The 14108-nt window shown below is 67.9% G+C and carries 13 protein-coding genes; 9 read left to right on the plus strand and 4 right to left on the minus strand.

The genetic code is table 11. The annotated features are described in order from the left end of the window. Positions 1–6: 6 nt before the first annotated feature. Positions 7–945, minus strand: a complete 939-nt coding sequence (locus tag IPI67_34765) for a cation transporter (protein MBK7585340.1) — start codon at positions 943–945, stop codon at positions 7–9. Between the two features lie 258 nt (positions 946–1203). Between IPI67_34765 and IPI67_34770 the strand changes: the two genes are divergently transcribed. Beyond that, positions 1204–2721 carry a DEAD/DEAH box helicase gene (locus IPI67_34770; protein MBK7585341.1) on the plus strand — a complete coding sequence of 506 codons (1518 nt, stop codon included), beginning with the start codon at positions 1204–1206 and terminating at the stop codon, positions 2719–2721. A 98-nt stretch (positions 2722–2819) separates the two neighbouring features. Continuing rightward, positions 2820–4016, plus strand: coding sequence for a hypothetical protein (locus tag IPI67_34775; GenBank protein MBK7585342.1), 1197 nt, complete (start codon positions 2820–2822; stop codon positions 4014–4016). Positions 4017–4088: 72 nt separating this feature from the next. On the opposite strand, the gene IPI67_34780 is transcribed toward IPI67_34775, so the two are convergent. Both IPI67_34780 and IPI67_34785 read right to left on the minus strand, forming a co-directional pair. Beyond that, positions 4089–4610: a ferritin family protein gene (locus tag IPI67_34780; GenBank protein ID MBK7585343.1), complete on the minus strand. Its 522-nt coding sequence runs from the start codon at positions 4608–4610 to the stop codon at positions 4089–4091. Positions 4611–4758: 148 nt separating this feature from the next. Continuing rightward, positions 4759–5985 (minus strand): beta-ketoacyl-ACP synthase II, encoded by a 1227-nt coding sequence (locus tag IPI67_34785; protein MBK7585344.1) that lies wholly within the window; start codon positions 5983–5985, stop codon positions 4759–4761. A gap of 204 nt (positions 5986–6189) precedes the next feature. Here IPI67_34785 and IPI67_34790 point away from each other — a divergent pair, with 204 nt between their 5' ends. The 7 genes from IPI67_34790 to IPI67_34820 are packed head-to-tail and all read left to right on the plus strand — an operon-like array spanning position 6190 to position 13574. Next, positions 6190–7899, plus strand: coding sequence for a fatty acyl-AMP ligase (locus IPI67_34790; GenBank protein ID MBK7585345.1), 1710 nt, complete (start codon positions 6190–6192; stop codon positions 7897–7899). Continuing rightward, positions 7896–8912, plus strand: coding sequence for an NAD-dependent epimerase/dehydratase family protein (locus IPI67_34795; protein MBK7585346.1), 1017 nt, complete (start codon positions 7896–7898; stop codon positions 8910–8912). Before IPI67_34790 ends, IPI67_34795 begins: the two co-directional genes overlap by 4 nt. Next, entirely contained in the window at positions 8899–9174 is a 276-nt protein-coding gene (locus tag IPI67_34800; protein ID MBK7585347.1) for an acyl carrier protein, read from the plus strand. The genes IPI67_34795 and IPI67_34800 overlap by 14 nt, the downstream gene beginning before the upstream one ends. Continuing rightward, the gene (locus IPI67_34805; GenBank protein MBK7585348.1) at positions 9152–10780 is read left to right on the plus strand and encodes an acyl-CoA dehydrogenase family protein; all 1629 of its coding nucleotides are present in this window, start codon (positions 9152–9154) and stop codon (positions 10778–10780) included. Before IPI67_34800 ends, IPI67_34805 begins: the two co-directional genes overlap by 23 nt. Continuing rightward, positions 10777–12069, plus strand: coding sequence for a cobalamin-dependent protein (locus IPI67_34810; GenBank protein ID MBK7585349.1), 1293 nt, complete (start codon positions 10777–10779; stop codon positions 12067–12069). Before IPI67_34805 ends, IPI67_34810 begins: the two co-directional genes overlap by 4 nt. A gap of 24 nt (positions 12070–12093) precedes the next feature. Beyond that, the gene (locus IPI67_34815) at positions 12094–12903 is read left to right on the plus strand and encodes a hypothetical protein (protein MBK7585350.1); all 810 of its coding nucleotides are present in this window, start codon (positions 12094–12096) and stop codon (positions 12901–12903) included. Beyond that, positions 12900–13574, plus strand: a complete 675-nt coding sequence (locus IPI67_34820; GenBank protein ID MBK7585351.1) for a hypothetical protein — start codon at positions 12900–12902, stop codon at positions 13572–13574. Before IPI67_34815 ends, IPI67_34820 begins: the two co-directional genes overlap by 4 nt. Positions 13575–13577: 3 nt before the next feature. Here the strand turns inward: IPI67_34820 and IPI67_34825 are convergent, their stop codons facing one another. After that, entirely contained in the window at positions 13578–14093 is a 516-nt protein-coding gene (locus IPI67_34825; GenBank protein MBK7585352.1) for a dihydrofolate reductase, read from the minus strand. Positions 14094–14108 lie beyond the last annotated feature (15 nt).

Below are 14108 nucleotides of genomic sequence, written 5' to 3' on the forward strand. Positions count from 1 at the left end.
CGACGTTCAGCCGTCGGGCTCCGGCCGATCGAGCGCTTGATCCTCGAACGAACGCGGGTCCTCCAGCGGCTCGAGGTGGGTCAACACGTGTACGTTGGGGACCGCCGCGCGGATGTCCTTCTCGATCTCCTCGAGCAGCTGGTGACCTCGCTCGACGCTCCAGTCGCCCGGCACCAGCACGTGCAGCGACACGAACCGCCGCGCGCCGGCCTGGCGGGTGCGAAGCGCGTGAAACTCGAGCTCGGGTCCCGCGTAGCGGTCCAGCACCGTGCGCAGCGCCTGCTGCTCTTCGGGCACCAGCGCCACATCGAGCAGCCCGCGCGCGGAACGCTGGATCAACATGACGCCGGAGCGAACGATGTTGAGGGCAACGAGGATGGCCACGATCGGGTCGAGGCGCTGATAGCCCGTGACCGCCACCAGCCCAACCCCAATCAGCACACCCGCCGAGGTCCAGACATCGGTCATCAGGTGATGCCCATCCGCCTCGAGCGCGATCGAGTGGTGTCGTTTGCCAACGACGAGCAGCACTCGCGCGACCGCCAGGTTGATCAGCGACGCAGCCAGCGACACGACGAGTCCGAACTCGAGTTTCTCGATGGGCGCGGGTTCGAGCAGGCGCTCCACCGCAGCAAAGGCGATGGCCGCGGCCGCCACCAGGATCAGCGCGCCCTCGACGCCGCTCGCGAAGTACTCCGCCTTGCTGTAGCCGTAGGCGTGCTCCTCGTCCGCGGGTTTGGCCGCGAGCGTGAGCATCCACAGCGCGGTGATCGCAGCGATCAGGTTGACGACCGACTCGGCGGCATCAGAGAGCAGCCCCACCGAACCCGTCAGGCGCCAGGCCGCCATCTTCAGCGCGATGGTCGCGATCGCCGCGGCGATCGACAGCCAGGCGTAGCGGGCGAGCTTCGGGGTCGACATGATCGTCGGACTCGGCGAGAGCATAGTCTCGCAGGAGGGCGCTGAACGCTCGTCGAGCGCGGCCGAAGTCGATCGCCGGCGGCTCACGTGCGCCCAGGGTCACAGGGCTCTCGACGGGCGGTTGCGCGGGCGGGTCACCTTGCCAATGGCCACAAATCGCGCTATCTAACCGCCGCTCACGATTCGTATGGCCGTCTCGGCCAGTGACGCCTGGGCAACCGGCGCTCCCGAAATTGTGACGCAAGCGGCAAATAGGCCGCCAGAAAGCGTGTTTTTTACTTCATGAACTCATTCAGCCCCGAGCGGCTCGGGCGGACGCCCGCCCGCAACTCCTCCGCTCGCTCCGACGGCCCCACTCATTCTGGGCCGCGCGATGCGCGGACCCACACGGCCGACCGCGTCGCAACGCCGCGACACGTCGAACCCTCCCCCGAGGTCCTCGCCTCACCCTTCACTCAGCTTGGCCTGGAGCCGAGCCTGGTCCGCGCGGTTTTGCACGAAGGGTACGAGACCCCCACCCCGATCCAGGTTCAGGCGATCCCGGCGCTGCTCGAGGGCCGCGATCTGCTCGGCTGTGCGCAGACCGGAACCGGCAAGACGGCCGCCTTCGTGCTGCCGATCTTGCAGCGCCTCTCCAGGACCCCAAACGCGCGAAAGATCCGCGCGCTCATCCTGTCGCCCACGCGCGAGCTCGCCGCACAGATCGGTGAGCGCACCGAGGCGTACGGCAAGAACACCGGCCTGCGTCACACCGTGATCTACGGCGGCGTGGGCCAGCGCCCGCAAGAGCAAGCGCTCAGCCGTGGCGTCGACATCGTGGTCGCCACTCCGGGTCGGCTGCTCGATCTCATGTCCCAGGGTTTCGTGAAGCTCGACGGGCTCGAGGTGTTCGTGCTCGACGAGGCGGACCGCATGCTCGACATGGGGTTCATCCACGACGTGCGGAAGGTGATCAGGGTGCTGCCGAAACAACGGCAGACGCTGCTGTTCTCCGCCACCATGCCCCGCGACATCGGCGAGCTCGCCCAGACCATCCTGGTGAACCCGGTCAAGGTCGCCGTCACTCCGGTTGCGTCCACGACCGAGCTGGTCACGCAGTCGGTGTACTTCGTCAACAAGGCCGACAAACGCGTGTTGCTCGAGCGAGTGCTCCGGGCGGAGGGGGTCGAGCGCACGCTGGTCTTCACCCGCATCAAACACGGAGCGAATCGTGTCGCCGAGCAGCTCGGTCGTGCGGGCATCGCCGCTGCGGCAATCCACGGCAACAAGAGCCAGAACGCGCGCGAGCGTGCGCTGGAAGACTTCCGACGCGGCACCATCCCGGTGCTCGTGGCGACGGACATCGCCGCCCGCGGCATCGACATCGACGGCATCTCCCACGTGGTCAACTTCGACCTGCCGAACATCTCCGAGAGCTACGTGCACCGCATCGGCCGCACGGGCCGCGCTGGTGCCACGGGCACTGCGGTCTCGTTCTGCGACGGAGAGGAGCGGGCGTTCTTGCGGGACATCGAGCGCTTGATTCAGCGCAAGGTTCCGGTGGCCGACGCCGCATTGCTTCCGGCAGCCACGAGCCGACCGAGCCTCGATGATCGTCCTCGGTACAACGATGGTGGCGCACGACGCCCCGGTGACCGAGAGCCGCGCCGCTACGAGGCGCCGCGCAGCGCTGCCAACCACGGCCCCACCACCCCACGCAATGACACCGCGCGCTCGGCTACGCCCGACAGCGGCGCGAGCCGCCCGTCGACGGGAGGCGCCCGGCGTCGGCCCCGCAGCTTCCGCGCCGGCCACCGCTGAGTTGACCCTGCGCGCCAAACCCTTGGCCTCCGACGCCAGGGGCTTGGTCGGAGGAATTTGCTGAATTCGGCTGAGGTAACACTCGGCCGGAGGTCAGCATGTTCAGGCGTTTCTCGAAGCTCGCCACGTTCGTATTCCTGTCACTGGGTCCGTGCGCCTGCGGAGGCTCGGACGACGCGGGCCCTGCGGGTGGAAGCGGAGGCGCAGCCAGCGGCGGGAACGCCGCCACGGGTGCCTCGCCAAGCGGCGGCAGCGCCGGTGCAAACACCGGCGGCGTCACCAACACGGGAGGCGGCGCGGGCGCAAACATCGGCGGCGCTGCAGGCAGCGGCGGAAGTGCCGGTGCAAACACCGGCGGCGCTGCAGGCGTCGGCGGTGCAGCTACCGGCGGTGCAGGCAGCGGCGGCGCGCCGAGCTACACGACCATCGACCTGCTCGCGAACCAGAAGTACCCGGCTCGCGTGGCAGTCGACGCAAACAACGTCTACTGGAGCAGCGCCGAGCTGCCCACGGACTCGACGCTCGGTGGGCTCTGGCGTCTGCCCAAGCAGGGCGGGACCCCGGAGCTACTTCACTCCGGGAATGGCATGGTGGACTTCACCCTGGATGGCTCGAGTCTCTACACGATGCAGGGCGCATTCTTCGCCGACGTGATCTCGGTCTCGATTTCAACCAAGGCCGTGAAGGTCCTGGCGAACCAGGTCGGCGCCAGTCGGGTCGCGACCGACTCGACGCACCTCTACTGGATCGGAACCAACTCGAAGGACCTGATGCGCGTGCCCAAGGCCGGAGGAACGAGCCAGGTACTGACGACCACGCTCTCGCAACCGCGGGCGCTCGCCGTCGATGCAAGCTACGTCTACGTCTCCAACGATTTCGGCGGCGCACTGCTGCGCTTTCCCAAGACCGGAGGCGCAGCGACCCCGTTGTTCACGGCGCCGAGCGGCTCGGGAGAAATCGACCTGATCGAGGTCGGTCCGTCCGCGCTCTACTGGGAGACGTCCGGGTCGTACACAAAACCTGGCGTCGTCTACGAGCTCACCAACGGGCAGAGTCAGCCGAAAACGCTGGCTGGGACCAACGATGTACTCTGGTTCGCGCTCGACGCGGCAAACCTCTACGTTGCGACGAACGTCTCCCAGAATGCCGCGGCCGTGAGCGCGCGCCCCTTGTCGGGCGCCGCGTGGAACAACGTGGCGCTCCTCGAGAACAAACCCTCGACCTTCGTCGTCGACGCGACGCACGTGTACTTCACCAGCTACAAGGCCGGGGTGGTGGCGCGCGTACCGAAGTGAGGCGCGTCGGGCGCGAGCTCAGCCGCGGTCTCTGCCGCCACCACGGTTCGAGGCCGACACGCGCGGCTCGAGCTACAGCGAGGGCGAGTCGTCCAGGTCCAGCTCGAGCTCCACGCTCGCGCTCGGGGGCAGCTTTGCGATGGCCTCTTGTACCATGCGAACGTGCTCGGTCTCCTCGTCCCGCAGCTCGGTGAACAGCGCGCGGATCTCGGCGTCGCTGATGTGCTCGAGGGCCTGGTCGTAGAAGTCGTAGGCCTTCTGTTCCGAGGACAGCGCGACCTGGAAGGCCTGCAGTGTGGACATCGTGGAGCGAGGGGCACCCATGTCTGGTGCCTCGACGTCGAACAGATCGTCCAGCGTGACCCGCGCAGGGGTGACCCCGAACAGAGCCTTGCGCCGCTCGGCGAGCTGCTGACCGTGTTTGGCCTCGTTCTCGGCCATCGATGCAAAGACCGAGGCCGGGTTGTTCGTGCCACCCTGGCCGAGCTGCGCGGCGAACATCTTGTAGCGCCGGTAGGCCTCGAGCTCGATGAGGGTTGCGAGATCGAGAGCGTCCATCAGGCTGAGGGTGGCGTAGTCGAGACGTGTGGACATGGTTGACTCCGAGGCCAAGTGAATACGGTTGGCGGCGCTCGCCGTGCGCCTGCGCGCAGCGGCTTCATACGCCCCAGATTGTGGTCGAACCAGCCGAAACACTCCAAGCGTCGTTTTTGCGCAGGCGTCGGCGCCGGCCCCATCGCGCTCACGCGCGCTGAAATACCAGCGCGGCGTTGTGTCCGCCGAAGCCTGCGCTGGTCTTCAGCGCATAGCTCAGGTCGACGGCGCGAGCCTCGCGCACCAGATCGATGGCAAACACCGGATCGAGACGGTCCACGTTGATCGACGGGTGGAGCCGCTGATCGCGCAGTGAACACACACACACAATCGCCTCGGCAGCGGCCGCGCCACCGAGCAGGTGCCCGATCATGCTCTTGGTCGCGGAGATCGGGATCGCCGAGAGGGCGTCCCCGAAGGCTGCCCGGAGCGCCTGGTACTCCGCGACGTCCCCCGCCGGCGTCGAGGTGGCGTGCGGGTTGATGTACCCGACGTCGGCCGGACCGACGCCGGCCTTGGCGAGCGCGGCATCGATCGCCAACCGCAGCCCGAGTCCCTCCGGGTGCGGGCGCGTGACGTGCTCCGCGTCACTCGACATGCCCCACCCGGCCAGCCAGGCGAGCGGGCGCGCGCCGCGGGCGAGCGCGTGAGCTTCACTCTCGAGCACGAGCGCCCCCGCGCCCTCGCCAATCACAAAACCACCTCGGTCGACATCGTACGGTCGCGAGGCTCGCTTCGGATCCCCCTCGTACGCCTTGGCCAGCGCACGCGCGTTGCCAAAACCCGCGATGGTGCTCGGGCAAGTCGCAGCCTCTCCGCCGCCCGCCACCACCACGTCGGCGTCTCCACTCCCGATCAGCAGCGCGCCGAGCGCGATGGAGTGCGCGGCGGTCGCGCATGCACTGGCAACGTTGAAGCTCGGTCCCATGAAGCCGAACTTGGTGGCCACCAGCGCCGACAGCGCGTTCGGCATCGACGAGGGAATGAAATAGGGCGACACCGCCCGCGGTCCACGCGTCGCCGCGCGCTGCACCTGTTCTTCGAAGATCTCGACGGCGCCTTGGCCCGACGACACGAGCACCGCAACCCGCGTCCGGTCGACGTCCTCGAGCCGCGCCTGCCGGATGGCCTCGGTCGAGGCGGCGAGCCCGAACTGAACGACGCGTCCGGTGTAGTCGATCTCGCGTTTGTCGAGCACCGTCGTTGGATCGAAACCACGCACACTGGCAGCAATGTCCGTGCGCAGCTTCTCGGTCGAGAAGTCGGTGATGAAGTCCACACCCGAGCGCCCCGCCAGCAGTGCTTGCCAGTACGTCTCGACGTCGAGCCCGAGGGGGCTCACCATCCCGAGACCCGTGACGGCGACGCGCGGCATCGCGAACCCGTAGCACGGGCTTCCCCCGGGCTGCACGCACGGGCGCCGGAGGCATTCTCGACCGCGAGGTGCCCGCCTCCCGTCAAGCGAAGAGCGCAGGCGCTTCACGGGACTTGATCGAAATCATTTCGACTCCACTACTGAGCCTCCCGGGGGCCGTCTTCAATTGACCCTGCGCCGCGAGAGTGTTCCGACACGGAGCACATGTCCGACTCGGACCCCGGGCTGGCGCTGCTCACGAGCGCCGACCCCATTCGCTCTCCGCACGAGACTCTGATCGGCGCCCTCGAAGCCGCCGTGAAGAGCGGTGCACCCTTCCTGACCCTGCACCAGGGGCGGCAGCGTCACGCGCTCTCCTACGCGGACGCCCTCGCGGGTGCCTGGCGCATCAGCGCCACCCTACGCAACCGCGGCCTTCAGCGCGGTGACCGCGTTGCGTTGTTGTTACCGACCTCGGCGCTCTTCGTGCAAGCGCTGCTCGGCTCGATGCTGGCCGGCGCCATCCCGGTGCCGCTCGCGTCTCCCATGACCTTCGGTGGGGTCGAACGCTACCTGAAAAATCTCACCGTCATCTTGAACGACGCGGGAGCCGAGTGGCTGATCACCTATCCGCGCATCAAGGAGGCCGTGGCCGGTGACACGACCCTCTCGTCTCTGCTCGGGAACGTGCTGGTCGAAGCGGACATCGACGGCTCCGCTCCGATCGATCCACGCGGTCCCTCGCTCTCGGGCTCCGACACCGCCTTCTTGCAATACACCTCTGGGACCACCGGCAAACCCAAGGGCGTGATGATCTCTCATCGCGCGGCCGTGTCCAACACCTACGCCATCGCCACCGGCATGAAACAGACCGACGCCGATGTCGGCGTGAGCTGGCTGCCACTCTTTCACGACATGGGTTTGATCGGCGCGCTGCTGCGCTCCATCTGCCACCCCGGACCGCTGCACGTGATGCCACCCGAGCGTTTCATCGTGAAGCCTGCCGGATGGCTGCGCTTGATGAGTGAGGTCGGCGGAACGCTGTCTCCCGCACCCAACTTCGCTTACGACCTTTGCACCGCCCGTGCCGGCGAGCTCGACGGAGTGCGCCTCGACACCTGGCGCGTCGCGCTCAACGGCTCAGAGCCCGTTCATGGGCCGACCCTCGCGCGGTTTCAGGAGAAATTCGGGCCGCTCGGCTTCGATCGCGGGGCCATGATGCCGGTCTACGGCATGGCCGAGGCAACCCTCGCCGTGACGTTCTCGAGCGTGGGCGAGGGGCCGCGCGGGCTCGACGTGGACCGCCGGGAGCTCGAGGAGTCCGGACGCGCGGTGCGCTCGAGCGAAGCGAACGCTCGCCACGCAGTCTCGGTCGGCAGACCGCTGGCCGGCACTTCCATTTCGATTGTCGATGCCTCGGGCAAGGTCGTCGCACCCGGCGTGGTCGGTGAGGTGCGCGTCTCCGGTCCCTCGCTGATGGACGGCTACTTTCGCAACGAGCAAGCGAGCTCGCAGGTGCTCTCGGACGGTTGGCTCTCGACCGGCGATCTCGGCTTCGTCGCCGACGGCCAGCTGTTCATCGCCGGCCGCGCGAAAGAGATGGTGATCAAGGCGGGCAGGAACCTCTACCCGTACGACGTCGAGCGCATCGTCGGCGAGCTTGCGGGGGTGCGCCTGGGCGGTGTCGCCGCGTTCGGGCGAGAGAACGAGAGCACTGGCACCGATGACCTGGTCGTCGTCGCCGAGACCAGCGAGACGGACCCTTCCGGTCGCGAAGCGCTGACGAAGGCAATTCGCGGCGAGGTCCTGGCGGTGCTCGGCGTCGGTGTGGACGACGTGCAGCTGTGGAGCGTCGGCAGTGTGCCGCGCACGTCGAGCGGCAAGATCCGGCGCAAGGAGTGTGCGCGCCTGCTCACGGAAGCGGGTCCGACGTGAAACGCGCGCTCGTCATCGGCGGGACCGGGTTCATCGGGGTGAACTTGATCGACGCGCTGCTCGCCGAAGGTGTCCCGGTGCGGGTCACAACGAGGCCCGAGAGCGCGACGCTGTTGCTCAGGAAACGCGCCGTCGAACGTGCTCCCGCGTCGCTGGAGGACGGCGAGGCGCTCCGGCGCGCGATGGACGGCTGCGACACCGTGTTCTTGAGCGGCGCGTATTACCCACGCTACTCGCTGGACCTCGACGCCGCACTCGCCGTTGGAGTCGCTCAGATCAGAAACGCTTGCGAAGCTGCGCTAGCAGTCGGCGTGGAACGCTTCGTCTACACCTCCACCATCGCAACGCTGGGGCCCGCGCCAAAGGACTGCCGCGCGGACGAAGGGGATCGCCTGTCGTCGATGCCCGAGGGCAGCGTCTACCGCGGCGTGAAGTGGGCCATGGAGCAGGAGCTGGACGCGGCGGCCTCGCGTGGGCTGCCCAGCGTGACCCTCTTGCCCGGTGGCTGTGTGGGACCGAACGACGTACGCGTCGGCACCGGAGCGTTCATCGTCGGCGTCGTGCGCGGCGTCTTGCCGTGGATCGTCGACGGCACGGTGAACATGGTCGACGTCGCCGACGTCGCAAGAGCCCACGTGCGAGCCGCAAGCGCCGAGCCCGGAGCTCGCTTCTGCGTCGGAGGTCACGATCTGAGAATTCGCACGCTGCTCGAGCGTGTGGCCAACCGCTATGGAGGTCGAGTCCCCACTCTGGAGCTTGCCGCCGACGAGGCGCGCGCGCGGGCAGAGGCCGACGAGCGCGCCGCCGCGCCCAAGCGCGAGCGAGTGCCGATCCCCCGCGAGATGGTCGATCTGATCACGACGGGCCAACCCGTCTCGAACGCCCGCGCCGAGCGAGAGCTCGGTCTGCGATTCACCCCCTTGGACGACGCCTTGGACCGCGCCTACGCCTGGTTTTCGCGCCTGAAGCTCGTCCCCCCCACGGAACCACGGAGGCAGCATGAGCACGCATGAAAACCCCCATCGCGATCGCGTGGTCGCGATGGTCGCCAAGATCTTGAAGCTCGACTCGAGCAAGATCAGCGGCAAAGACCGCTTGCGCGAGGATCTCGGCATGGACTCCCTCGCGAGCCTCGAGCTGCTCTCGTGCATCAGCGACGAGCTCGACGTCGACATCGAGCTCGACGAAGCCATGGAGCTCGTGACGATCGACGATGCGTGTGCCTTCGTGGCGCGTGTCACCTCGGAGCAGCGTGGCGAGAGCGCTACCTCGTAGTCCGCTAGCACTCGGGCTGGAGAGCCCCGCCACCCTCGGCGCAGGGCTCGCGGTAGCGCACGCGACCCCCGCCGAAGCAGAAGCGCTTCCGCTCGTGCTCGCGGAGAGCAAACGCCTCGTCGCGACCCTCGCGGACGCCGCCCGCATCGATCGCGAGGGCTGTATTCCCGAATCGCTCCGACAGGCGGTCGCCGAAGCCGGCCTGTTCGGCCTGACCGTGCCGGAAGAGCACGGCGGCGCCGGCTTCTCGCTCAAGAGCGCCTGCGCGGTGATCGCGGACATCGCGACCATCGAGCGCTCGACGGCGATCATGATCGGATTGCACTCGGGCCTCGGCACTCGCCCGCTGGTCGAGCTCGGAAGCGACGAGCTCCGCGCGCGCCTGCTGCCCGAGATCGCGTCGGGCGCGCGCATCGCCGCGTTCGCGGCGACCGAGGCGGAGGCGGGCTCCGATCTCACCGGGATCCGCACCACCGGCACCGTCACCGACGCCGGCATCCAACTCGACGGCGAGAAGGTCTACGTGACCAACGGCGGCTTCGCCGGCTGTTTCACCGTGCTCGCGCGCACTCCGGGCCTGGGCGGCGCGCGCGCGCACTCGCTGGTCCTGATCCCACGCGAGACCGTCGGCGTGTCCATTGGTCCCGAAGAGGACAAACTCGGCATCCGCGGCTCCTCCACGCTGACGGTGACGTTCGAAGGCGCAACCGTACCGAGCTCGATGATCCTGGGTGAGCCGGGACGCGGCATCGATCAAGCCCACGCGGCCCTTGCGTGGGGCCGCACGTTGATGGCGGCTGGTTGTGTCGGAACGGCCCGCGCTGCCCTCGAACAAACCCTCTCCCACGTCACCTCGCGTCAGCAGTTTCAGCGCAGCATCGGCGATTTCAGCGCCTCTCGCGCGCAGGTCGCGCGCATGGCCGCTCAGCTCTACGCCGCCGAGACCCTGGTGCGCTGGGTCGGTCACGCGCTCGCCGCTGCTGAGCCCATCGACGAGCTGTCGTTGGCCGCGAAGGTCGTGTGCAGCGAGACGAGCTTCGAGATCTGCGACCGCGCCATTCAGTTGCACGGCGCCTTGGGTTTCATCGAGCCCACCGGTGTCGCGCGCCTGCTGCGCGACTGCCGCATCACGCGCATCTTCGAGGGCGCGAACGACGTGCTCCTGGTCCGGGGTGGCGCGGCGGTGCTCGGCAGAAAACCCGGAGCCGACAGCGCGAGCCTCGCCCCCTCGCTGAGCGGGCCGCTGGAGCGCGAGGCGAAGGCCTGGGACTCACTCCGCGCTCGCTTCGTCGACGCAACCCTCAGCGTGCGCACCGAACACGGTGTCGGAGTCGTACGCCATCAGCTGGTGCTGCAGGCGGTGGCGCGCGCGAGCCTCGCCCTGACCGCCGCGCTCGGCTGTCTGCTGCGCGCCCACGCTCGCCAGGACGACCTCGAGCTCTCGCTCGCCCGTCACGCCACCGAAGACCTGATGCTCGAGGCCGAGCGGCACCTGGACGACCTCGGACGCGCCGTGCGCGACGAGTCCCGCGTGCACGCCCTGAGCGAGCACCTCTACGCCCCCTTCCGCCGCACCGCGGCCCGATCCCCGGAGAGTCCCGAATGAAGCTGCGCTTCGTGTATCCCAAGTTTTCCCGTCACGCCGAGCACCACCCGGAGCTACGCGAGGCGGTGCCCTGCAACGAGTACTTCGGGCCGCCGTCCCTCGGCATTGCCTGCCTCGCGGCGGTCACACCCTCGACCTGGGAGTACGACTTTCGCGACGACCGCGTGGAGGACGTGGGTCTCGACGACGACGTCGATCTGGTGGCGCTCTCGTTCTTCACTCCCGCCGCCACGCGCGGGCTCGAGCTCGCGGACGCCTTCCGCGCCCGCGGCAAACAGGTCGTCATGGGCGGCATCTTCCCGACCATGATGCCGGACGTCGCCCAGGCGCACGCCGACGCGGTCGTGGTGGGTGAGGGCGAAGGCGTCTGGAACGCCGTGCTCGAGGACGCAGCGAAGGGCAAGCTGCACCCACGCTACGGCGGCTCGGCGGTCGATCCGTCCACTCTGCCCCTGCCCAAGGTCGATCTCTACATCGACAAAGAGACCGACGCCTATCGACCGGACGACTACCCGGTGCAGATCGCCCGCGGCTGCCCGCTCAAGTGTTTCGCCTGTGTGCTGCCGACCAGCATGGGCCCGAAGCTGCGACACTTCGGCACCGAACACGCGCTCGGCCAGATCGAACAGCTCGCCGCCCGCGGCAAGCTCGGCTCGTTGACGGAGGACACGAGCCTGTTCTTCGGCTCCGGCACTCAGCGGCGTTTTGGCTGGCTGCTCGACGCGCTGGCTGAACGCAGCGGTCCCGCGCCCATCAGCTACCTCGGCACCAGCATGCCGATGATCAGGGCGACCAGCAGTGAGTTTCTGCACCGCATGCGCGCGGCGGGCATCAACATGTTCTATCTGGTCGGCGGCTTCGATCCGTTCACCATGAAGGCCTTCACCGGGCGTGATCCCGACGCACTGTCGAAGGCCCACGACGCCGTCCGCAAGGCCTTCGATCACGGCATCGAGCCCTACACGTCGTTTTTGGTCGGCAACGACGACGACGACGAGGGCACCTTCGATCGCATGCTCGAGTTCGCCACCAAGGCGGGGATCCGGAAGGCAGAGTTTGCCATCCTGACGCCGTACCCGGGCACCGCCATCTGGCATCGATTCCTGTCGGAAGACCGCATCATCAGCCGCGACTGGTCGCGCTACAACGACGCCAACGTGGTCTTCAAACCCAAACACATGAGCCCCGAGCGGCTGCTGGCGGGCTACCTGTATCTGTGGAAAGAGTTCTACCGCACGCGCCAGGATCTGCGAGAGCTCGGCCGCGAGGAGCGCACGATTCAGTTCTGACGAAAAATGCTCTAACCTGACCCCATGTGGAGCGGGTGGGTCGCACTCGGGGCGTGTGCGCTCAGCGCCTGTTCGCTCGAGGTCGCGGAGCTCGAGCCGGCCAAGGACGCAGGCGCCGGCGGCGTGGCAGGAAGCACGGGGGGCGGCGCTGGCAGCGGTGGCGCGGGCAGCGGCGGCACATCCACGGGCTTCTGCGCGAACCACACCGATGCGGCACTGTGCAAGGACTTCGACGACGGCAAGGCACTCGGCTTTGGTTTCAACGGCGTCGAGCTGGCACCCCCGTGCACGCTGGTGCTCGACACTCAGGCCTCGAGCTCGGCGCCCAACGCGATGCGCAGCCTGATCCCGGCAGGCACACCGGACACCGACAGCTACGCCTACGCCTACGGGGACTTCGCACCGACCGCCAAGGACGTCACGCTCGCGTTCGACATTCTCACGGACGTCTCGAAGATCGGTGCGAGTGCCGACGTGGCGTCCATCAGCATCGATCCATCGGGCAAGTGGCACGTCGCGAACTTCGAGCTGTATCCGCAAGGCGCGCACATCGAATTGGGGTATCCAGACACGAGCGGCCAGACGGTCTACAAAGACTACGGTCTCACGGCTTTCCCACAGAAGGGCAAGTGGTCGCGGGTCGTGATGCACATGACCCGCACCGTGAAGCCAAGCTTGACCGTGACCATCGACGACAAGGTCGTGGGCTCGGAGTTCTTGCCCGACGGTTACATGAACGACGGGCTACGCATTCGCGTCGGCGTCAGCTTCGCGCCGAAACAAACCCAAGATTTCACCGTTCACTACGACAACGTATTGGTCGAATTGAAATGAAGCTCCGGAGCGCTGTTCCGTTGGCAGCGGTCCTGGCGTTGGCGTGCCAGCGAACGACCGACCCCGAGCCAGCGAACACAGCACCGCCGCACCCCACTGCCGAAGTCGCTCCGGTCGAGGTCACGACGTCCGAGCCGCCCGCACCCAGCACCGCGGCATCCACGGACGCTGGGATGCACCCCGACGCGTCAGACGCGGGACCCGGCGACTCGCCAGACCCGCCTGCCGACGCCGCGCCACCCGCGACCGCCTGCGCACCGGCCGCACACCCACCGACCCTCGACGTCTACCTCCGGTTTTCCACACGCAGGCAGAGTCTGGGTCCCAGCGCTCCGCGCCTGGAGATGCTGGTCGCCAAGATCACGGCGGCGACCACCAAGCTCAACTACGAAGTCTGGGCAAGCCCGGAGCCCACCAGCTGCGAAGCCAAGGCGGACGGCGCGGACATGCTCGTGCACTGCATCACCGACGAGGCGCAGATCAGGGCCCGGGTTCACGTCGTGGGTGAGGAGTTGGTGGTGGACTCGCTCGGGCTCGGCGCGCTGATGCTGGAGCCGGTCGGTTCGCGCAGGAAGCCAGCGACAGAGCAGTCCATGCAGCGGCAAGCCAGCGTCAAGGTCCCTTGCGGCACCCGTCTCCGGGTTCACCCGGCCAGCCGCGGCCCGTTCTGAGCTTCACGCCCTGACGAAGACGGACTGCACCACACCCGTCGCGTGCGCCTCACTGGTCTCGAGCCGCCACTTGCGCGCGGGCACGCCGTCCAAGAAGAGCGACGGTCCCGCGCCGAGCATCACGGGAATGGTCGCGAGCTCCATGCGGTCGACCAGGTCGTGCTCCAGGAACAGCTTCACCACCCCGCCTCCGCCGCACAGGTACACGTGCTCGTGTTTGCCGCGCTCGCGCCACCTCGCACTGTCGAAGGCCTCGAAGGTCTCGTTGTCTACCGCGACCAGATCATCGCGACGTGTGATCACCACACAGGGACGGTCCGAGTACGGCCAGGGGTCGAAGCGCTTGCACACCTCCCACGTGCCTCGGCCCAGCACGGTGACGTCGACCGTCTGGTAGAACGCCGTGTAGCCATAGTCCCCGCCACGGCCACCGGAACCCGCGAGCTCGAGCCACTCCAGATCGTCGTTCTCTCCCGCAATGCGCCCGTCGATCGAGGTCGCGATGTAGAGCGTGATCATGCGCAGACGCCCGCC

Source organism: Myxococcales bacterium, assembly GCA_016706225.1.
Taxonomy (GTDB): Bacteria; Myxococcota_A; Polyangia; order Polyangiales; family Polyangiaceae; genus JADJKB01.